Source organism: Spongorhabdus nitratireducens (genome assembly GCA_947387575.1).
Classification (GTDB): domain Bacteria; phylum Pseudomonadota; class Gammaproteobacteria; order Pseudomonadales; family Endozoicomonadaceae; genus CANDOC01.
Window position 1 is genome coordinate 59,238 of sequence record CANDOC010000002.1, and the last position, 21,175, is coordinate 80,412.

Annotated in this window: 16 protein-coding genes; 6 read left to right on the forward strand and 10 right to left on the reverse strand. The window is 50.4% G+C overall.

Annotation, left to right across the window (positions count from 1 at the left end; all coding sequences use genetic code 11):
• Positions 1-25 precede the first annotated feature (25 nt).
• Positions 26-1,087: a TRAP transporter substrate-binding protein gene (locus tag ACYZZ0_RS04950; protein WP_461535480.1), complete on the reverse strand. Its 1,062-nt coding sequence runs from the start codon at positions 1,085-1,087 to the stop codon at positions 26-28.
• Between the two features lie 215 nt (positions 1,088-1,302).
• Here ACYZZ0_RS04950 and ACYZZ0_RS04955 point away from each other — a divergent pair, with 215 nt between their 5' ends.
• Together ACYZZ0_RS04955 and coaE are read left to right on the forward strand one after the other, a co-directional pair.
• Positions 1,303-2,169 carry a prepilin peptidase gene (locus ACYZZ0_RS04955; RefSeq protein ID WP_461535481.1) on the forward strand — a complete coding sequence of 289 codons (867 nt, stop codon included), beginning with the start codon at positions 1,303-1,305 and terminating at the stop codon, positions 2,167-2,169.
• A gap of 4 nt (positions 2,170-2,173) precedes the next feature.
• Positions 2,174-2,767, forward strand: a complete 594-nt coding sequence (coaE, locus tag ACYZZ0_RS04960) for a dephospho-CoA kinase (RefSeq protein WP_461535482.1) — start codon at positions 2,174-2,176, stop codon at positions 2,765-2,767.
• A 3-nt stretch (positions 2,768-2,770) separates the two neighbouring features.
• Here the strand turns inward: coaE and ACYZZ0_RS04965 are convergent, their stop codons facing one another.
• Positions 2,771-4,393, reverse strand: coding sequence for an NAD+ synthase (locus ACYZZ0_RS04965; protein ID WP_461535483.1), 1,623 nt, complete (start codon positions 4,391-4,393; stop codon positions 2,771-2,773).
• Between the two features lie 209 nt (positions 4,394-4,602).
• Between ACYZZ0_RS04965 and ACYZZ0_RS04970 the strand changes: the two genes are divergently transcribed.
• From ACYZZ0_RS04970 to ACYZZ0_RS04985, 4 genes are all read left to right on the forward strand, one after another.
• Positions 4,603-6,180, forward strand: a complete 1,578-nt coding sequence (locus ACYZZ0_RS04970; RefSeq protein ID WP_461535484.1) for a sensor histidine kinase — start codon at positions 4,603-4,605, stop codon at positions 6,178-6,180.
• Between the two features lie 60 nt (positions 6,181-6,240).
• On the forward strand, positions 6,241-7,584 hold the full coding sequence (locus ACYZZ0_RS04975) for a sigma-54-dependent transcriptional regulator (RefSeq protein ID WP_461535485.1): 1,344 nt from the start codon (positions 6,241-6,243) through the stop codon (positions 7,582-7,584).
• Positions 7,585-7,707: 123 nt separating this feature from the next.
• On the forward strand, positions 7,708-7,836 hold the full coding sequence (locus ACYZZ0_RS04980; protein WP_461535486.1) for a hypothetical protein: 129 nt from the start codon (positions 7,708-7,710) through the stop codon (positions 7,834-7,836).
• A 19-nt stretch (positions 7,837-7,855) separates the two neighbouring features.
• Positions 7,856-8,521, forward strand: a complete 666-nt coding sequence (locus ACYZZ0_RS04985) for a MarC family protein (RefSeq protein WP_461535487.1) — start codon at positions 7,856-7,858, stop codon at positions 8,519-8,521.
• A 290-nt stretch (positions 8,522-8,811) separates the two neighbouring features.
• Here ACYZZ0_RS04985 and ACYZZ0_RS04990 read toward each other — a convergent pair whose 3' ends face one another.
• The 8 genes from ACYZZ0_RS04990 to ACYZZ0_RS05025 all read right to left on the reverse strand — a co-directional run bounded on the left by ACYZZ0_RS04990 (position 8,812) and on the right by ACYZZ0_RS05025 (position 21,053).
• Positions 8,812-10,479 (reverse strand): aspartate-alanine antiporter-like transporter, encoded by a 1,668-nt coding sequence (locus ACYZZ0_RS04990; protein WP_461535488.1) that lies wholly within the window; start codon positions 10,477-10,479, stop codon positions 8,812-8,814.
• Positions 10,480-10,694: 215 nt separating this feature from the next.
• On the reverse strand, positions 10,695-12,785 hold the full coding sequence (locus tag ACYZZ0_RS04995) for an EAL domain-containing protein (RefSeq protein WP_461535489.1): 2,091 nt from the start codon (positions 12,783-12,785) through the stop codon (positions 10,695-10,697).
• A gap of 113 nt (positions 12,786-12,898) precedes the next feature.
• Positions 12,899-13,330, reverse strand: coding sequence for a type IV pilin protein (locus ACYZZ0_RS05000; protein WP_461535490.1), 432 nt, complete (start codon positions 13,328-13,330; stop codon positions 12,899-12,901).
• 82 nt (positions 13,331-13,412) lie between these two features.
• Entirely contained in the window at positions 13,413-18,206 is a 4,794-nt protein-coding gene (locus ACYZZ0_RS05005; RefSeq protein ID WP_461535491.1) for a pilus assembly protein, read from the reverse strand.
• Between the two features lie 61 nt (positions 18,207-18,267).
• On the reverse strand, positions 18,268-18,870 hold the full coding sequence (locus ACYZZ0_RS05010; protein WP_461535492.1) for a pilus assembly PilX family protein: 603 nt from the start codon (positions 18,868-18,870) through the stop codon (positions 18,268-18,270).
• Complete coding sequence (locus ACYZZ0_RS05015) at positions 18,854-19,930, reverse strand: PilW family protein (RefSeq protein ID WP_461535493.1); 1,077 nt, start codon at positions 19,928-19,930, stop codon at positions 18,854-18,856. Before ACYZZ0_RS05015 ends, ACYZZ0_RS05010 begins: the two co-directional genes overlap by 17 nt.
• Positions 19,930-20,463 (reverse strand): type IV pilus modification protein PilV, encoded by a 534-nt coding sequence (pilV, locus tag ACYZZ0_RS05020; protein WP_461535494.1) that lies wholly within the window; start codon positions 20,461-20,463, stop codon positions 19,930-19,932. The genes ACYZZ0_RS05015 and pilV overlap by 1 nt, the downstream gene beginning before the upstream one ends.
• Positions 20,442-21,053, reverse strand: a complete 612-nt coding sequence (locus tag ACYZZ0_RS05025) for a GspH/FimT family pseudopilin (protein WP_461535495.1) — start codon at positions 21,051-21,053, stop codon at positions 20,442-20,444. Before ACYZZ0_RS05025 ends, pilV begins: the two co-directional genes overlap by 22 nt.
• Positions 21,054-21,175: the final 122 nt, after the last annotated feature.

Sequence of the window (21,175 nt, forward strand, 5' to 3'; positions counted from 1 at the left end):
CAACAGGATCTACGACAACAAGTTGTTATTTGGTTTTACGGGGCAGGAAGGCGTACTGCTCCCAGAGGTCATAACCATTACGGAAGGCGGTCATATCACCCCAGACTTTATTGAAGAAGGGGTCTTCAGCGGAATATTCGTCAGCAACCTTGGCCCATGTTGTCTGGAAGGTATCCAGCATCTCCTTGCTCCAGTACATATGCTTGACGCCGGACTCTTTCATTGCCCGCATTTCGTTGTACTGACTGGCTTCCCCTTCAGCGATGGAGTCAGCTACGGAGGCTTTGCAGGTGGTTTCAACAATCGCCTGCTGTTGTTTGTCCATCTTCGACCAGGTCTTCTTGTTAATCAGCAGTTCAAATACGGTTGCCTGCTGGTGCCAGCCCGGGAAGTAGTTGTACTTGACGATTTTTTGCAGCCCCAGTCGCTTATCGATAGCAGGCTGGGAGTATTCCGCACCGTCAATCACCCCTTTTTCCAGTGCGCCGAAGATTTCACCACCAGGTAACTGAACCGTACCAGCACCGAGTTTTTCCAGCACCGCAGCACCCAGACCAAAGTAGCGCAGGTTCAGGCCTTTCAGATCTTCAGGCTTATTAATGGGTTTGCTGTACCAGCCGGAAGTTTCCGGGCTCAAAATGGCACAGGGCAGGACTTTCACGTTATAGCCGTTGCTGTCATACATTTCCTGATACAGCTTCAGGCCATTGCCGTAATACATCCAGGCCATATACTCCCCGGCTTCCGGCCCGAACGGCACCGATGAAAACAGGGAGGCAGCTTTCATTTTGCCCTTCCAGTATCCCGCGGTGGCGTAACCGGCATTTACCTTACCGGACGATACAGCATCAAGAATCTGCAGCGGCGGCACCAGCTTGCCCGGTTCATAGATTTTCATTTTGATTGAGCCACCACTGATCAGCTTCAGCTGGTCAGCAACTTTAACAATCGGGGTACCCAGTGCAGGCAGGCTGGAGTTGAAAGCGACAGGGGTTTTCAGCAGTACATTGCCGGCAGTAGCAACAGTTGCAGACAGTGAAAGAGTGACGGCACCAACTGCCATAGCCAGAGACTTGCGGCTAAACATCGTGATTTCCTTCATTGTTATTATTTTTGTTGTTTTGTGTCGGGCCGATCCTGATGGCCCGAGGCAGAAATCATCTTACTGCATGATTTTACGACGATGCAAAGGTTTCTATCATCCTGAAGCTCGGTACGAAACTCGTGGCAGCTTGTTGCTCTACTGAATAATCCTTAAGATATTTTCATACCCTTTCCTTATCTCGCCGCTACGGAGCTACAATGCCCCTGGAACTGCTTGCACAGAACACCACTTTCTTTCTGGGGTGCGTCTTTATATTGGGATTAATGGTTGGCAGTTTTCTGAATGTGGTGGTGTGGCGTTTGCCCATTATGATGGATCGGCAATGCAAAACAGAATGCCGGGAAATTCTTGAATTACCACCGGAAGCAGAAGACGGTACTTACAACCTGATTTTACCGGCATCCACCTGCCCTCATTGCGAACATAAAATTCGCCCCTGGGAAAATATTCCGGTCATCAGCTATTTGTTTCTGCGAGGACGCTGCAGTCAGTGTAAAAAAGGTATCTCACCTCGCTACCCCATTGTAGAACTGGCAACCGCTTTAATCAGCCTGCTGGTTGCCTCCCATTTTGGGTACGGGCTGCAAACCCTGCTAGTGCTGGGACTGAGCTGGTGTCTGATTGCCCTGACCCTGATTGATTTTGACCACCAACTGCTTCCGGATGATATTACCCTGCCGCTGATATGGGCCGGTCTGATTATCAACAGCTTCGGTATTTTTACTTCTCTTGAAAGCGCACTCTGGGGCGCAGTTGCCGGCTATCTTTCGCTCTGGTCAGTATACTGGCTGTTCAAATGGGCGACGAAAAAAGAAGGCATGGGTTATGGAGACTTCAAACTGTTAGCCGCACTTGGAGCCTGGATGGGCTGGCAGGTATTACCTATGGTCATTCTGATGTCGTCTTTTGTCGGTGCTTTTATTGGCATCATGCTGGTGCTGTTCAAGGGCCGGGATCATAACCTGCCGATTCCTTTCGGCCCTTATCTTGCTGCCGCCGGGTTTATTGTCCTGCTCTGGGGCGATAAGCTGGCAGCCCAGTATTTAAGATTAATGGCGTTTTAAAATAATGATTGTTGGTATTACCGGAGGCATTGGCAGCGGCAAGTCGGCTGTAACCCGTTATTTGGAAACCAAAGGTATTGCAGTTGTCGATGCCGATCTGGCGGCGCGGGTTATTGTTGAACCTGGCCGCCCGGTACTTGGACAGCTAAGACAACGCTATGGTGATGAAGTGTTACTGTCGGACGGCAACCTGAATCGCCCCTGGCTGCGGGAAAAAATCTTTGGTGACAGCGACGAACGCAAATGGGTTGAGTCTGTGATGCATCCGGAAATTCGTAACGAAATTTTGCGCCAGCTGGATGATGCTGACTCACCTTATAAAGTACTCGTCTCTCCTCTGCTACTGGAAACTTCACAACATGAAATGGTTGACCGGGTTCTGGTGGTTGATGTGCCGGAAACAGTGCAGGTTGAACGTACAACTCAACGCGACAGTGTGCCAGCCACTCAGGTAGAAGCCATTCTGAAAGCCCAGGCTAGCCGCCAGAACCGGCTTGATAAAGCAGATGATGTAGTAGACAACAGCCTCGACCTGCCGGCATTACACCAGCAAGTCGACAAACTGCATGAGAAATATCTCAAACTCTGTCAGAACTGAAACTTACTCACCCGGTTTCCAGCCATTGGTAATCGGGTAACGACGGTCACGACCAAATCCACGCGGCGTAATACGCACACCGACCGGTGCCTGACGTCGCTTGTATTCGTTGATATCTACCAGTCGAATAACCCGGTAAACCTCTTCCCGGTCAAAGCCTTCGGCTACGATATACTCCGCACTGCGATCTTCTTCGATATACAATTCCAGAATACGGTCCAGTACCTCATAAGGTGGCAGGCTGTCTTCATCGACCTGGTCCGGCGCCAGTTCGGCAGACGGCGGACGGTCAATCACCCGCTGTGGCACCGCCGGGCTGATAGTGTTGCGGTATTCTGCCAGTTTGAATACCAGCGTCTTCGGTACATCTTTCAGCACATCAAATCCACCGGCCATATCACCGTACAGGGTCGCATAGCCTACAGCCATTTCAGACTTGTTGCCGGTCGTCAGTACCAGACGGCCTTTCTTATTGGAAATGGCCATCAGCAGTACGCCACGGCAGCGAGACTGCAGGTTTTCCTCGGTGGTATCGCGGGAGGTATTGGCAAACTCGGCAGACAAGGTGGACATGAAGGCATCAAACATGGGTTCGATAGCCAGCGACTTGTATTCCACGCCCAGCATTTCCGCCTGCTCTGCCGCATCCTCTTTACTCATATCAGAGGTATAGCGATACGGCATCATCACCGCTTCAACCCGGTCCTTGCCCAACGCATCAACCGCAATAGCCAGTACCAGCCCGGAGTCGATACCGCCGGACAGGCCCAGTACAATACCCTTGAAGCCGTTTTTGTTGACGTAGTCGCGGACACCCAGCACCAGCGCGTTGTATACTCGCTCCAGTTCTTCCGGGGCCGGATTCATTGCAGCCGCTTCAATCTGATGGGTTTCAGTATTGAAGCTGACAACTGATAGGTCTTCTTCGAACCACTTGCTGACAGCCGCCAGAGAACCGTCGGTATTCATGGCAAAAGAGCCGCCATCAAACACCAGTTCATCCTGACCACCAATCTGGTTTACATAAACCACTGGCAGACCTGACTCCTGACAGCGCTCAGCAACCACCTGCTGACGCATTTTCAGCTTTTCACGATGGAATGGTGAAGCATTCAGGTTCAGAATCAGTTCAGCACCTTTCGCCTTGAGCTGGGCTGCCGGGTCGGCATACCAGATATCTTCACAGACGCTGAGACCGATTTTCACCCCTTTGTATTCAAACAGAGCGGATTCAGTACCCGGTACAAAGTAGCGTTTTTCATCAAATACCTGATAGTTGGGCAAGTGCTGCTTGGCATAGCGCTGGATAATTTCACCATCGCGCATGACCAGTGCCAGGTTTTCCAGTCCACCTTCACCGGCGCCGGGCGCACCGATAACCAGATGGATGCCGGATACAGCCTTGAGCTTTTCCAGTGCCCGGTCGATTCGCAGCAGCATACTGTCGCGTAGCAGCAGATCTTCCGGCGGATAGCCGCAGAGCGTCAGCTCGGGATAAACAATAATATCCGCACTCAGCTCATCACGGGCCTTATTTGCCGCAGCGATGACCTTGTCGGTATTTCCTTCAATATCACCCACCACCATATTGAGCTGGGCCATTGCGATGCGCAGGTCAGACGACATTCAAACCTCGTAGATGCCATGAGCAAAGAAGTACCGGTTTTACCCTTCAGGAAGCCAAGGGGCGGGTAAAACGGTGTTTGCATGATAAAAATAGCGAAATAAATAGCCGCCTATTTTCCGCCAACTGGCGTTGTGTGTAAAACCCCATGGATTTCCGGTCGATAAACCCTATGGAGACACCTCACTAACCACCTAGGGACGACGCCCACTTGGTTACCACAACCGCTGAAGAATTTGCTTCCCAACAGGACCAGCGGGTACTGAAGGTATACCATCTCTACCGCTGCCTACTGGGGCTGATTCTGACTCTTGCCGCTTTTACCCCGCTGGGTCCGGAAATCTTTGAAGAGCACTTGATTGATGCTGTACGGGTTTACTGCGGTGTTTATCTGCTACTGAATCTCGGAATCCTGCTAGCTCCACCTTTTGGTACCCAGGGTCAATTTGTTGTCACAGCCACAGATATTCTGATGCTGGCCGGTCTGATGTATCTGACCGGTGCCAATAATCTGGGTATCAGCAACCTGCTATTTGTTTCTGTCGCAGCCGGCAATATTCTGATCCACGGTCAGGCAGGTATTGCACTGGCGGCGCTGGCATCCATCTGTGTTACCGCTTTGGCGATGCATATGGGTCTGCAGGCGACAGGGATGGAGCACCAGGTTAACTCGTGGTTGCTGGGTATTATGTTCTTTGTGACTGCCATTCTTATCCAAGGGCTAGCACGCCGACTGCGCCACACCGAGATGCTAGCGCAGGAAAATGCCCGCCATAACGCCTTGCTCCAGGCTCTGAGTCACAATGTCATCCGTCATATGAAGACCGGAATACTGGTCGTCAGGGAGCCACATGAAATCATAATGATTAATGAGTCCGCTCAGCGCCTCTTGGGTGACAATGACTCCAACGACTTGAGCCAGCTTTCACCCCAGTTGCATCAGGCATTGGAACAATGGCAAACCAACCCTAGTCTCCACCCTGCTCCTTTTCGGATTAAACCCGATGCCAACGAGATCAAGGCCGGTTTCTCCAGCTTGGGATCGGACGGATTTATCCTGATATTCCTCGATGATATTGCCTTGCTTGCACAACAGGCTCAGCAGCTGAAGCTGGCGTCACTGGGGCGCCTCAGTGCCAGTATCGCTCATGAAATCCGTAATCCGTTGGGCGCTATCAGCCATGCTGCCCAGCTGATGCATGAAGATATTAGCGGAAATAACAGTGAGTCCCGGTTGCTTCGGATCATTCTGGACCAGAGTAACCGGGTGAATAAAATCATCGAAAATGTTCAGCAGCTGTCTCGCCGGCGTCAACCCAATCCTGAATTGATCCAGATGAATCAATGGCTGCAGCAGTTTATCGACAGTGAATATGCCCGCCGAAAAGATGTGCTGGTCAAGCTACACCCCTGTGATCATGATGTCTGGGTCAATGCTGACGCCACTCAAATGACTCAGGTTGTTCGCAACCTGTGCGACAACGGCCTGTATTACAGCCGTGAACATGGTGGTCAGGCTTATGTCATCCTGACTACCGGTGTTGATCAAAAGAATGGTCAGCCCTGGCTCGATATCCGCGACTACGGCCCCGGTCTTACCAGCGAGCAGGAAACCCACTTGTTCGAGCCTTTCTATACCACTTCCAAACAAGGAACCGGACTGGGGTTATATCTGGCCCGTGAACTTTGTGAAGCCAACCAGGCCAGCCTGCACCTGGCCTCTGCCAATCGCCTGCCCGGCGCTTGTTTCCGCATCACCTTTGCCCACCCTGACCGGTTAATGAGCTAAACCCTGTTCAGCATCCATTACTGTCGTTAAGATAAAAAAGATACGCTGATGGGATTTGTTATGGATAACAATAAAAAAACCATCCTGATTGTTGATGACGAACCGGATATTCGTGAACTGCTGGAAATTACTCTCGGGCGCATGGAGCTACCGACGGTTTCTGCCGCCAGCTATCGAGAAGCACTGCACCAGCTCGACCAACAGCCTTTCTCCCTCTGCCTGACCGATATGAATCTGCCGGACGGTAACGGCATCGATATTGTGCGCCATATTCAGCAGAACCATGAACAGATGCCGGTAGCCATGATTACCGCCTATGGCAGTATGGAATCGGCTATCGAGGCACTGAAAGCCGGCGCTTTTGATTTTCTTGCCAAACCCGTTGACCTGACACGACTGCGTAATCTGGTGACATCGGCTCTAAAGGTAAGAGCAGAGCTGCCTGAAGATGACGGAAAGGAACGCTTGATTGGCCAGTCAGAGCCGATGCTCAAGCTGCGTCAGCGCATAACCAAACTGGCCAGAAGTCAGGCTCCCGTCTTTATTTCTGGCGAATCCGGCACCGGTAAAGAAGTTATTGCCCGAATGATTCACGAACAGGGACACCGGGCGGATGATCCGTTTATTCCTGTTAACTGTGGTGCCATCCCTTCAGAACTGATGGAAAGCGAATTTTTTGGACATCGCAAAGGCAGCTTTACCGGCGCAACCAGTGACAAGCCCGGCCTGTTTCAGGCTGCCAATGGTGGCACCCTGTTTCTTGATGAAGTTGCCGATTTACCATTGCCAATGCAGGTTAAACTACTTCGAGCGATTCAGGAAAAGAGCGTTCGCCCGGTCGGAAGTGAGAAGGAGATTCCCGTCGATGTTCGTATTCTCAGTGCAACTCACAAGAATCTCGAAGAAGAAGTGAACGACGGCAATTTCCGTCAGGATCTTTTTTACCGTATCAATGTTATCGAACTGGCCGTCCCTCCACTGCGTGAAAGACAACAGGATATTCCTCTACTGGTTCGTCATCTATTGTCACGTATTGCCACCAGCCATGGTGTATTAGAGCCGGAGATCACTGACGATGCGCTTGCATCGCTGGCAGGCTATCACTATCCCGGTAACGTTCGAGAGCTTGAGAATATACTGGAACGTGCGAGTACCCTGTGCGAACACGGCCAGATTACAGCCGAAGATCTCTTTCTTCGGACGACTCAAGCGGATAACAGTGAAGATAAAGCAGACAGCCCGGCCAATATTGATTCGCTCGAAGATTATCTGGAAACCGTCGAGCGCCAGGCTATTACCCAGGCACTTGAAAAATCTGCATGGAACAAAACGGCTGCGGCCAAAAAGCTGGGCATTACTTTTCGAGCGTTACGTTATCGTCTGAAAAAACTTGGTATGGAATAGTAAAGACAGAATAGTCTGCAATATCTTCATACTTCCCAAACTTTAAATTTTTTTAAAGTCCGGGTCAGGCTGAGAAAAAGTTAGCTGCTTAGGATATCTCCCATAAACCCAAGGGAGATGATAATGAAAGTTTCAAAGACCAAAGCCCTGCTGTTCTACGGCGCTATTACCCGCATCACTATGCAGATCATGGCCTCCTGCCATATCAGCTATTTCCTCTATTATTACTTCAGCCTCCACAGGCACTTTTGAACTGGACAGACTAGCAAACATGCAAAATATAGCCGGGCAGGCCGCCGTCGTTTTTATGGCCTTCTTTGCCATCATGAACCCTATTGCAAATACTGCCGTTTTTGCGGGTCTGACCGCAGACATGAGCGCCCGTGAAAAAAAACGTATCGCAATAAAGTCATTGCTGATCACTTTTACGCTTATTGTGTTGTTTTCACTGTTGGGCAAATCAATCTTCCACCTGTTTGGTATCACGTTGCCAGCCTTAAGGTTGACCGGTGGAATTCTGGTCTTTCTGGTTGGCTATCACATGCTTCATGGCAGTGGTTCAAAGCTGCATCAGGCCCATCAAGCCGATCAGCCCCATAAGGCATCGGGCAACAGTCAGCAAGGGGATGCTGCCCAGAATGGTGACCTTGCGATATCGCCTCTGGCTGTTCCCCTGCTGGCAGGTCCCGGAACCATTGCTACGGCAATGAATTACTCTGCTGCAGGAGACTGGATGAGCATCATTATCACGATTACCATGTTCGCACTGCTGTGTATTGTGACTTGTACCTGCTTCATGTTCAGCGCAAAAATCGTCAACAGCATTGGTCAGAGTGGTCTCTCCATTGTCACACGACTGATGGGGCTTATTCTGGCTGTCATTGGCATGCAAATGGTCATTTCCGGTGTTAAAAGTGTTATTCCGCTGGTGAGCTGATAACCACGAGTTGGACACAAAATAGAAGGCTCGGCGCAGGGCATGATGATTATCAATGATGAAAAAAGTTCTGGTGCTTGCGCTTTATGATAGGGAGAGTTTTGAAAGAATATCCGAAGAAGTGCTGCCTGCCTTTTTCCAGCAGAGATTCAGTAAATGGGGCACACGGTGGTCCTGAGGCGAGAAGTGCTCTGAATAAAATCAGGAGAAGGACACTGTCAGCATAACCTGTCCTTCCCGTGATCAATATTACCTATGCTTCAGCCGACAAATTTAAAGACCGAAAGGCTTTAAAGCACGATCATTATCGTACCCACCAAGGTCAGGAATACATTGGCAAAGGTATAGGTGCCGGCATAACCGAGTGAAGGAATATTACTGTCGGCTTCTTCAGTAATGATATTCAGCGCCGGCGTCGAGGTCATGGCGCCGGTAATAGCACCCAGCAGTAATGCCTTGTTCAGTCCCAGTAAAAAACGACCAAAGCAGTACGCCAGCAGAATCAATGAAAGCTCGATAAACATACCGTTCATAATGATCTGACCACCGGCCGCCATCATGGCTTCGACAATACCACCACCGGCCTTGAGACCGATATTGGCCATAAAGAACATCAACCCCAGTTCCGACAAAACATAAATCGCCGCAGGTGGCACTTGTCCAAATGTCGGGTGATTGGCTCGGAAGTGACCGATCATGATCCCGGAGAACAGAAGGCCTCCGGCATTACCCAGCGTCACATCAATGTTGCCAACCTTGATAATGATCTGGCCTATTAACAGGCCAAACACAATACCCAGAGTAAATGTGATCAGGTCAGTGGTATGAGAGTGTTTCTCTTCATAACCCAGCTGTTCACCCAGTCGCTCCAGACGCGCACGTTCACCAGAGATCAACAGCTCATCCCCTTTAGAAAGCTTCAAGCCACTGTTGATTGGCATTTCGATCTGGGAACGTTTTACCCGGTGAACAAAGCAGTGGTGATACTCATCAATGGCCAGGTCACCCAGGGTCTTGCCAGTCAGTTGCTGATTGGTCAGGACAAACTTGCGGTACTCGACCTGATAATCCAGCAACTCGGTATCAAGGATTTCCTTGCCTAGCTCATAGGGAAATTTGCGGAAGTCTCTCGGCTTGCCAACCAGTGTGATTGAATCGCCTTCCAGCAGAGGAGTATCGCCATCCGGTTCAAAGATACTGCCATTACGACGAATCTTGTCGACCAGGCAGCCGGTGCGTGAATGCAGATCAATCTGGCGCAGGGTTTTGCCGTCAAACTGCTCAACCAGTTTCCCTTCTACCCGGAACACCCGGACAATGGGCAGGTCACCCTTGAGATCGGCTTCACTATCCTGTGTCAGCCCGCGTTCAATCGCCAGCCAATCAGATTCCTGCTTCAGATTGACACCAAACAGCTTGGGAAAATAGCGCAGAGCGATAATCAGCAGCACAGTGCCCATAATGTACGTCATGGCATAGCCAACGCTTAACATCTCCACCATGCTCTGACCATTCTGTGGTGCCAGCTGCTTGATCGCATCCTGAGCGCCGACCAGCGTCGGGGTGCTGGTCATAATACCCGCCAGCATCCCCGCAGCCAGCGCACTATCGATGCCCTGATAGTAAGCCAGGATTTTGGTCATTATCAGCGCACTGCCCGCTACGAATCCGGCCAGCAATATATATTTCGAGCCATCTTCCAGAAAGACACTGAAAAAACGCGGCCCCGCCTGAAGACCGACACAGAAGATAAACAGAATAAAGCCAACATCGGCCAGCCCGGCCGGCATGGTCAGGCCAAAATGGCCGAATAGCAGTCCGATTAACAATACGCCCGACGTCGACCCCAACTCAAAACTGCCAAACCTGAGTTTCCCCAGAATGTAACCAAGTAACAGGACGACAAATACCAACAGTGGTGCACTTTTATGCAAGAGCACCATAAGATCAATTTCCACGGGCGTATCCGCAAACAGCAGGCGCGAATCAATAACTTCGCGTTCGATTAATGGGAGAAAAAAGTGGGGGAATGATAAGCCTGTAGCAGTGCGGTTTATTGATACCGGTCAACAAGCATTCACGCTATTCAAAATCTGCGGAACGCACGAATAACCAGATAAAATTACTACGGAGAATGACTTGTTTTAGTGGCTTTTACTTCAGCAGCTTTATCCTAGCTGCTGAAGTCATAATCCATTTTCGGTCCGGGCGGAGCCAGGAAGAAACCCTGCACGTAATCTATACCCAAATGCCAGAGTGGTGAAAGTTCTGCCGCTGATTCGATTTTGGGAATAATAATTTTCCGGTCTTTGGCACTCACAGCCTCTACCATTTTCTGCAGCTCTTCCCCTTTCTCATCAGACTTGTTCAGCTCTGCTGCAAACGAGCCATCAAACTTGATGTACTGTGCAGGAAAGACATCGAGTGACTTCAGAGGATGCAGACTCCCTCCGAAGTGGCATAGTCCGGCACTGGCTCCAGTGCTGTTAATACCTGTGATCAACTCTTTCGCCTGAGGAAGCCAGCTGATTGCATTCTCCTCGGAAATTTCAAATACCAGCGCATCAGAAGGGAGATCAGCGGCTTTCAGAGTCACTTTCAGCCAGTTGGTAAATTCCTTATCCAGTACCGTCGCCGCGCCAATATGAAGGAACAGTCTGGTTTGCTTGCCCTTCTCCCGCCGCTCGACAATGCGTTTGATGGCACTGGTAACGACCCAGCGATCAACCTTTAACCACAGTTTGGTTTTCTCCAGCGGTTTGATGAATTTGGAGGCACTCTGTTCTTCACCCTTTTCATCCACAACCCGCAGGTGTACCTGATAGGTTTCTGCAGGGTCTCCTTTCAGACTGACAATGGGCTGAAACATCAGCTTCAGGCCATTGCTCGTCATGGCTTTCATCACAACAGAGGCCAGCTCACGAGTATCCGATTCGACCGCCTGCACCTTGCGCATTTTATGGAAGCTGGTACGTTTGCCTTCAGGTTGACCCACCTGCTGACGGGCTTTCTTACAGGCATTCTTGGCCCGTACCAGAATGGTGTCGACTTCACTGCAAGTTTCAGTCAGCAGCACCATGCCCGCAGTAGCCGTCATGCGAAGTTTATTGTCCTGGTGGTCAACCACCAACTGACTGACAGCTTTTACCGTTTCATCCGCCAGTTGTTGCAACCGTTCTTCATGGTCATCATTAATCAGCGCAACAAAAGCACCTTTACCAAAGCGCGCCAGTTTGATGGGCTGTGCCAGTTGTTTTCCCAGCAACTCACCGAGTGACTGCAGATAAATATTGGAGATATCCAGCCCATGCTGTTTCAACATTGCTTCGAGCCCATCCAGCACCAGCAGCATCACGGTTGAACTACCTTTGTCCGATACCGCATTCTGCAATGCAAGATCCAGCTGTTCACGCATCCAGGCCTGGTTATAAAGGCCAGTCACTTTGTCTCGGGCACTGTGCAACTCAACCCGGTGGCTCTTACTCTCACTGCCGGCATCACTGATAACCAGTTGCAAGCAGGCTTCACCATTGAAAGTACCGGGTGTTACCAGCAAACGGGCCCGAACCGGATCACCATTTTTTCGGCGGGCATTACACTGCAACTCTCCCACTGCCTGCTGGCCTTTTTCATAAACCGCCATAAAGCGCCGAAAGGCCTGCTGCTTGCCTTTGATAATCAGCATTTCGGCCATCTGACCACTCAGTTCTTTAGGATCGTCGTATCCCAAAAAGTCGGTCAGAGCCTTGTTTACATATAAAAGCTGTTCTTCGCGGATACAGGCAATGGCTTCACTGGCAGTGTGAAGCAGCTGAATTTTTTGCTTTTCTGCGGCCTTAAGAGCAACTTCCATCTGTCGGCGCTGGCGACGATCCTGCAATGAACGCAGTTCACGTTCTGCCGTCAACAGAAGCCGCTCATGATCCTGCAATGGAACCACATCACGCATTCCGGTCTTTAAACCTTCACGTACAGTGCTATCGTCGTAGTGATCAACCAAAAGGATAAGAGGTACGTCCCGGCTAAGTTCCTGCAGCTTTTCCATGGCCTGGGCTACCGGATCGGAATCAGGCATACCCCGGGCCAGAAACAGGTCCCAACCGTGTTTTTCATGCAGTGAAGCATCCAGAGATTCAGGTGAGGTGACATGCTGGGCGCGGGTTGAATAACCCGCCTTACGGAAGACATTGATCAATGTCTCCGCATCCTGTTCCGATTCATCAATGATGAGCAGACGGATCGTCCTGATCCCTGATGCTGTCATCCCCTGACCTCGATCTGGCAGTTATGAAGAGATAGCTGGCACTCAGGCCAACACTAGAAGTATAGACAGATTAGCTCTATCCAATAGCTATTAATTTCTTTCAGTTATTATGCTTACCGTCGCCAACAGTTGGCCGGCAGCTTCTGGCCCCGGTGATCAATGGTAATTTCCAGACAGCCAGTATCATTTTCCTGAGAAAGCCCAACAGTCGGTGTGGCAATGATCTTGAAACAGGTAAAACGTCCACCGACATCGCAGCTGTCATTCTCAACAGCAATGGTGTAATAACCTTCCGGTGAAGTAGCACCACCGAGTGCAGCAAGGTTGGAAGTATCCGCATAAGAATTGTTTACCGAGAACCAGCGCTCCTGCTGTGCGGCTGCAGTAGTCAGTGCAATGGTGGCATCACTGCGCCGGGTTTTGCGGACACTGGATTGATAAGAGGGATAAGCCAGAGCTGCAATAATGGCAATAATCGCCATTACCACCATCAGCTCCATCAATGAGAAACCTCTACGTCTGGAAATGCCGGGACGATAATTCATTCCTGCGCTCCAATTTTGAATATTGTTATTCTTTGCCTGACGATTTCCCTAGCTATACCACGCCCGGTTGGTTGTCACCAGCCTAAAATACCTCTATTCCCGCTGGCTGCCCTTGAATTTCATGCCAACCTGCAGAACCACCTTCAGGATAAGTAATAGACAGACTGCCACTGGTTGCTGTGCCTGAAGAGGTCTGGGTTACAGCCCTTACTTCACCATCACCACCTTTGTGTAACTGAGGTGTCTGTACCAGACCTGCTCCCAGACTGATCTTTTTCTGGGCAACATTGGCGCTGTTGTGGGTAATGGTATTAGACGAACCTATAGGCGCACTAGGTGGGGCAGTACCGGTCTGAAAGTCCACGGCATATAACAGACTGCTACCGTCACGGGCACAACTGTGAGGCGGAGGATTAAACTCAGTGAACAGCACAATGGATGCCGTACTGTTGGCTTCCGAGAGGTTGCGCCCAGAGGGCAAAGTGCCATCATGAGTTAACCGGATGGTCCATCCCGGCTGGCTTCGCATGGCCACTTTAAGAGAATCAAAGTTGAGAATTGTGGCTCCACCAACCACGACATCAGAAACGGTGCTGCCAACAACATTCTTCAGCGACTCACCATCATCGGTAAAGACTTCAAAGTTAGTAGCGTCTACCAGAGTACCAGGATTTACTGCTGAGTTTGTCTGGTTTCCAAGACTATTAACCGGCTCTTTGACTCCGTAAAAATTCTGACTCCGGGTGCTGGTTCTATCCTCAAGGCTCAGCAGGCGACCCGTACCACCATAAACCCAGCGCCGATTAAAATCATCTACCAAGGTTATAGGGCTGGCGGTAAAAGGCTGCTGGGGATTTATCAGGGTCGACTCTGACAGCGTACCATCGACAGAGACCCTTAGAAGACGCCCATGAAATTCAGCAACATTACCCAGACTGTCAAAAATACTCTCTACCGTACCGGTATAGGCATAATCATCAATAAAGTCCTGATTCCAATCGACACTGGTAATGCTGCCTACGAAAGCATCTGGAATACTGGTATCAAGCAAGGTAATACCACCACTGCCTAACTGGGCAATATCCCATAACATAAAACGTGCACTGGAACGACTTGTCACATTGGTATAAACATCTGGTGAAGGGAACCCGTTCACGCCTCCCGGACCACTGCCAATCAGCAGCTTCCATTCATTCCGGGAGGGGCTGAACCAATTATTATTTGCTCCTGGTCTCCTTGCCTTGACCAGAGCTGGTCGACTCGTGGTGTACCCCATCAGCGGGTTCCAGATTTCAGCCAGTAGCCGTGGTGGTTTTTCAGGATTGGTCACATCCAGCAAAACATAGGCTGAGGCAAAAATCCGGTTACTGACTGCCGGCAGTTGAACCAGAGAACCACCAAACCCCATACCCACCAGTAATAATGTACCCCAGCCATTAGGGTGGTCAGCATCTGCTGTAAAAACATTGGCATCAAACAGCAGGGGTTCGCCATCAACATAATAATTATGACTGTAATTGGGCTCCCGCAGCCATTGCAGATGAGGCAGAATATTCAGTGGCACATAGGCCCAGATTTCTGACCCCAGTGGATGTGGGACTTCACCACCTGGATTCAATTCAAATTCAGTGCCATCCTCACTGGGAAAACCGGCATTAAAAGCTCGAATCTGACCACCGTTATCCGCAGTGAATACCACGTTACGCCGATTTGCATACTGTTGCCGGAATGCCTGATAAGAGGTATCACCGTACAAATTGTCATAGCCGCTGGAAGGAGCTCCCATAACAACCGGAGAGGCAGAGATAATGTCAGGAACTCGAATGACTTCTTCGGTACCATCGTCATCATAATCCATCAAACGACTACGGGTATTAAACTGTCCTTCTTCACCCCGCACATAATTCACAATAGCCGCAGCATGAGAACTGGACGTGGCATTCAGCCATTGCCACTGTGCGCCGAAAGTGCCTGCGGTAAAGGGACGAACTTCATTCTGGTTAACCTGAAAATTCTGATCCTGATCCAGCCAAGTAATGACATAACGTCCAGTGCCCGCTGAATTTTGAAAGCTGCGTTGATTGGTAACCTGAGAGTTTGTCAGACCCGCTAACTGATCTCGCGCACTCCAGAGCATTCCGGTCTGATATAAAGGCACCGGGCTACCACTGGGCGTTGTTGTCTGGCCGCTATTATTGGTTGTATACCGCTGAACCGTCTCTCCCTGCAGCCTGATTATTGGATCAACCCCATAGCTATCCAGCCGCTTGTTGCCATTGCCATCTTCACGAAAATGCCCCAGACCATCAATAAAGTAAGCATAAACATCGCCAATCCAGGTTACGACCCGGTTATTCTGCTGACGACGGGGTTCATAGTTTGCCTGATAAGTGGCACCTACACCGGTTTTATTGGCGGAGGTCAGCGCCACATCTGTACCTGATGCACGTTGGGCAGCGACATCTCCGAGAATTTTGTTTAGCTGGGCTTCCAGCTGTGACGGGTTTCTCAGTTCAAAGTAATGATCCGGAATACCATCTGAGCCCAGCTCTCCGGTTTCATTAATTTCACTGTCCCACTCTCTTGAATCACCACTGACGTTATTGGGCGTACCATCTTCATCGAGATCATCAAAGCCACCGTACTTGCCGACATACCACAGAGGCCCTCTCAATAGTTCTGCTGAGGAGGATCCAGCAGTATAGGTAGTAGGGTCTTGAATATACTGAGGACCACTGCTGTTACCATCCAGGTAATCATTATTACCCCGGTCACGATACAGCCATGACGCCAAACCATCAGAACTGGTGCCAGAAATGGTATAGCTGAAACGAAGCCTGTTTCCTGCTCTTGAATAGGGTACCTGTACCTGCAAACGAATCTGATTAGAGCCAATGGAGGGGCTACAGGTGCTACCAACACAGAAACTGATCTGTGACATACCATCCAGGTCATAGTCATTGCCCCATGGAGAGTCTTCCCAAGCAAAGCGTAACTCACCTGCAACCGGTCTACCTCCGGAATAGCTTAATGACAGGACATCTACATCAAACATCGAGCAAGGCAACCAGCTGCTTCCCGGCGTCGATTCACAGGTCGGTACAAAAATCACCTCACCACTACCAACAGGAATTACAAAGCTGGGGACACTCTCTGCCAGCCTAATGGCATATGAAGTTACTGTCTGTTTGTTATCAAACCCGGGCTGGGTTCTCAAATCGGTGGTTTTGGCATGAAATGCCAGACCGGCGGCAGAGTAAGAGCCTTCAAGTGCTGGTTGTTCCGGACATAACCCCAGGATACCGGATAAATTTGACTGCCCTTTAGCAGTACAGTGTCTGGAGCCTCCAGTGCCACCGTACAGATAAGTTCCAGCAAAACTACCTCCAGCTTCGAGATTACCGACTTGGTTGGTTTTACTGTTAACAGCAGATGCCCCGGACAAACCGGGAAGACCGGATGCTGACCCTAGGTCATCCCAGTCAAAAGAGTTCAAGCCAGCTGACAGAACAATAGCAATACAGCGACTACAGGAAGTTGCCGGAGTTAACGGATCAGTCCAATTGGGAGCAGGCAAACCAGAATCACTGTTGGTGTAAAAGGCTCCGGTTCGGTTCCCTCCGGCAAAATAAAGATAGGTTTCCAGTAGCTGCTCACCAGTAGGGTTACCCCAGTCACGACACTGCCGACTGGACCAGGTTGAGGTCTTAAAGGTTGAAATACTGATACTGTGAGTAGAGCAGTCGTTATATCTCCGGGATGAATAGCTGTATCCTCGAATCCGAAATGCATCAATAGTTTTGATAATACCCAGAGTCGACGTGAACTGGCCTGTCGCTAGGTTTATTTCATCTTCACCACTGTTGGCATTCCCCACCAAGCGCTGAACATTACGACGAACAACGCCTCCCCGAATATTGTTATGATCACTACCACTTAGAAGACCAAAGTGAATCTGGCCATTTTCCCCATATCGCTGGAGCAGGCCTGCCGGTTTGGTATTTGAACCATAAGGCCGGCATCGAGGGCGATTGCTATCAATGCCATTAACACATACTTCAACTCTGACTGTATATGTGCCCAGCTCTCTGGAGCTGGACGGGGAGCTTGAACCATTATTCCACTGACACTGAATGACCTCACTCATCGACCAGCGCCGGAATCCCCCACGCGCAACTCGCATCCGGGGTGCACCACCGGACGATTCAGTCAGGTTACACATGGAGATCACATTATCAGTGAACGGAGTATAAAAACCGGTGCCAACCCCGCTGATAGTGGAATCGTATACTTTCACAAAAGAGTGAATATCTGGTGGCAGGTTGGCCCGTTCAAGTACTGTCCGGGTTGCAGTATCTGTACTGCGTTTACCGCCATAAACAACCTGCCGCAAAATATCGATCCGGGTCATCGCAGCCCAGTTCAAAAAGTTACCACTCCATAAGTTCGGAGCAGCTGGCGGGATATTGCACCAGTGACCATTAGGTCCGGTACCCGCCTGCACCGGTCTGAACTCACCACTGGTATACTGGTAACAACCAATAGGGTCAAAATAGCCGGCATATTCATAGGTATCGTCATACCCGACATCAATCACACCGTCACCGGTAATGTCAGAGTAATCGGTATAAGCCTTTTGAAATAACTGATGATCTTTTCCGACTACCAGCATGACTTTGGGTGTTCCGCCTACACTCAGCAACGGCGGCACCGAGGCAAAATTTGCAGAAGTTGCCCAGCCATACCGGCCCAACATCAATAAGGCCAGTACCAGAACTATTGCCACGGGATATACTGCCAGCCATTGCCCGTTCGGAATGCCGGCATCTGAGCTGATAATCAGTTTGCCAGAATAAATTTTCTTATCTTGCTTCATGGCAAAACCCTCCGTGGTCTTTACCGGTACCAACTCAGTTCGAATTCCAAATCACCAGCAGCTATAAAACCTTTCGATACAGACTCTGCAACATCACTTTTGCGGTAGGCACACCACCTTCAGCCAGTACCGTAATTCGGAATTGATGAAACCACTCATTAGGTTTCAAAGGGCTCGGTACAGGTCCTTTCGGATAGCGGGGGCTGTAGCAGATAAACTCAACAATATAACGCGCCCTGGCACTCACATTCCCCAAATCAACTGTAACCTGTCGGGTACGGCCAGTACTGTTCCAAACATCAGAATCATTCCAGGGCTCAAAACTGCCCGCTGAGCAGACCCCGATATCATTGATATTATTTCCACCAAAGCAGCGACCGTTGCTGCAGTTGGCATCAAAGTTACCGATATCCGTCACCTGGTCTTTTACATAGTCTTCTGCTTCAACCAATGCCGCTTCTGCAGCATGAAAAGCCAGCTGGTAATTGCGGTAATTGCCCGCCATTTTTTCTTCAAGACTGGAAATACTGACCGATGTCAGACCGGCAATCGTCAGTACCAGCAAGAAAACCAGACTGACAATGAGGACATTACCCTCAGAGGAACGAGGAGAGAATGTGGCACGAGAACGGTAAGCAAGTATGAAATCAGGGGCCGCTTTCATTATCCACGCTCCTTAATGCCACCGTCATACTGTATTCCTGCCGGATAAACCGATCCGTAGCGGTAATTCTCTGATCAGCAAACTGATACGTTTGGGGCGCTGGCGCACTTTCATTCAAACTGCGAACCAGCAGGTGAATTCGAACCGCAACCACATTCTGCCATTCAGGATCAGCCACATCGGCAGCTTTGACATAACGGTCAGGCACATTATCCGGCACCGTGTCGGTATCCACTCCATAATAGATACGCATGCTCTGAATGCCATCGATCAACTCCTCTGAATTACCGCCTGCCAGTCGACGCCGTAATGACCGGTTACTGCCACCACTTAATGAACTGCCAACAAAGTAAGCGGCTGTCGCCGCCTCCATAACCTGTCCGCCGGCGAATGACAGAGGAGCCAGTACTGTGCTGTTACTACAATCTGCATCTCCCCCCAGACTGGAGCTGCAATTACGTAAATCACCACTGCCGCCTGAAGCATGCTGAACTGTGGTCGCACCGCCGCCGGAATTGGAAGGGCCGGTCATAACTGCCGAGGCTACCTGCCTGCAGTCTGCACGGGCTAAAACAATCAGGCTTCCGGCATTGATTGAATGTCCTTCAGATGTTGTCAGCGTTCCGGTTACAGGAGAGTGAGAAGCTATGAAGAAACTGGCATCCGGATCGCCACGATGGATAACCAGTGAATCCGAACCCGCACGAGCCGTACTGCCAAATAACGAGGACATACTGTCCACATCCTGATCAAAGCCCTCGATGCGTTTGATAAACCCTTCGCCCCAGCGGTTGGTCGCACTAGTTCCTTGCACAACATCCGCCAGTCGCGCCGCCTGCGGGCAACCGGTATAGCCTGCCATCCGGATTTCCCGGCTCAGCAGATCAAAGGCAAAACGGGCACTTTCCTGCATCCGTGCCAGTTCATCCTGGGAGCGATAGACAATGGTTGAATTAAGAAAAAGCTGCCCGAAGCCGGCAATCAGGAACATACCCATAGCCATGGAAATCATCAGCTCGATCAGGGACAAGCCACGCTGATTCAATCGACGAGAGATCATCACAGCATGCTCCTGAGCGTGGTCGTCATCGGAGCACCGGAAGGATTATCAGCGGTATCCATTTCCTGCAGCTGAACCGTAATGGTATATACCCGGCCTGCTGGTTCATCGGTAAACGAAATACCACCGTCACCGCCTGGCAGCTGACAGGAAAGCTGGTGCTTCCATTGTGCGACATCCCATGTAGCCAGCTGAGCCGGAGAACAGTTCGCACCACTCCCTTCACAGGCCGCAGGCCAGCTTGCTGTACAATCACCGGTATTGGTTCCCACCGCAGTGGAGTAGCTGGATGTGGTTGTTGCGTGCTCTTCATTAAGACGAATCCGGTCCATCATATCGCTGGCCATCATCGCCGCCCGGGCTCGCAGGGCCGCATTATGGTTGTAGCGGATACTCTCTGACTGCAGCCCCATCATGCCGAGCATACCGACACCCAGTACCAGCATGGCTACCAGCACTTCCAGCAAGCCAACGCCTCGCTGGTAATAGCGGGAAGATCGAGAATCTATATTTAACTGCCGCCGGTATCGCATTGCAGTGCTGCGCCTCCTGACGTTGTATCACTGACCCGTGGCCGGCCATTCATACTAACGATAATGGCGCGTGGCAGGGTTGCTTCTGTTGCCGGATCACACACTGTAAAAGTGCCGCCGGACATACCTGACAGAAACCCCTTGGCGTCGTAAGTCAACGGTACAGTACGGTTCCATTGAATCTGCAAACCATCAGCCTGATCATAAAAGCGGATAATCTCTTCGCCATCGGCCTCATCAACTTCAAGGTCTGCATCGTTATCAAGAAAAAGCAACCAGCCGGATTCCCAACGCTCATAATCGGTCATACAGGTACTGGTACCCGTAACTCTCGGGCATATGGTCACCGAACGACCGCGTTTGACGGCTTCACTACGGGCAAGAATCAGAGAAGTGTGGAGCTGCTGCACCTGGGCACTGATCCGCTGGCGGGTCACAACATCCCGAAATCCGGGTGCGGCCAGCGCAATCAGCAAAGAGGCTATAGAAATAGTGATAAGCAGTTCGATCAGAGTGATACCTGAGGCACTCTGCTGCTGTCGCCATCCTGGTCGCTGCTCTCTGTTGTCCGTAACAGAGCTTCCGTCCATAGGAAAATTTATCCTGAGTTCTTCTTAGTGTGGCATCAACAAAGAATCAAACTTCCGTTCCAATATAATATTCAGATAAACGGTTCATATAAAAGATGTACGGAGAGATTTAATTACTCCCC

Coding starts and splice junctions, on each gene's coding strand:
- ACYZZ0_RS05025 (WP_461535495.1), bottom strand. CDS start 21,053: ATGGACGGAAGCTCTGTTACGGACAACAGAGAGCAGCGACCAGGATGG.
- ACYZZ0_RS04965 (WP_461535483.1), bottom strand. CDS start 4,393: ATGTCGTCTGACCTGCGCATCGCAATGGCCCAGCTCAATATGGTGGTG.
- pilV (WP_461535494.1), bottom strand. CDS start 20,463: ATGCGATACCGGCGGCAGTTAAATATAGATTCTCGATCTTCCCGCTAT.
- ACYZZ0_RS05010 (WP_461535492.1), bottom strand. CDS start 18,870: ATGAAAGCGGCCCCTGATTTCATACTTGCTTACCGTTCTCGTGCCACA.
- ACYZZ0_RS05015 (WP_461535493.1), bottom strand. CDS start 19,930: ATGATCTCTCGTCGATTGAATCAGCGTGGCTTGTCCCTGATCGAGCTG.
- ACYZZ0_RS04975 (WP_461535485.1), top strand. CDS start 6,241: ATGGATAACAATAAAAAAACCATCCTGATTGTTGATGACGAACCGGAT.
- coaE (WP_461535482.1), top strand. CDS start 2,174: ATGATTGTTGGTATTACCGGAGGCATTGGCAGCGGCAAGTCGGCTGTA.
- ACYZZ0_RS04980 (WP_461535486.1), top strand. CDS start 7,708: ATGAAAGTTTCAAAGACCAAAGCCCTGCTGTTCTACGGCGCTATTACC.
- ACYZZ0_RS04985 (WP_461535487.1), top strand. CDS start 7,856: ATGCAAAATATAGCCGGGCAGGCCGCCGTCGTTTTTATGGCCTTCTTT.
- ACYZZ0_RS04995 (WP_461535489.1), bottom strand. CDS start 12,785: ATGACAGCATCAGGGATCAGGACGATCCGTCTGCTCATCATTGATGAA.
- ACYZZ0_RS04950 (WP_461535480.1), bottom strand. CDS start 1,087: ATGTTTAGCCGCAAGTCTCTGGCTATGGCAGTTGGTGCCGTCACTCTT.
- ACYZZ0_RS05005 (WP_461535491.1), bottom strand. CDS start 18,206: ATGAAGCAAGATAAGAAAATTTATTCTGGCAAACTGATTATCAGCTCA.
- ACYZZ0_RS04955 (WP_461535481.1), top strand. CDS start 1,303: ATGCCCCTGGAACTGCTTGCACAGAACACCACTTTCTTTCTGGGGTGC.
- ACYZZ0_RS05000 (WP_461535490.1), bottom strand. CDS start 13,330: ATGAATTATCGTCCCGGCATTTCCAGACGTAGAGGTTTCTCATTGATG.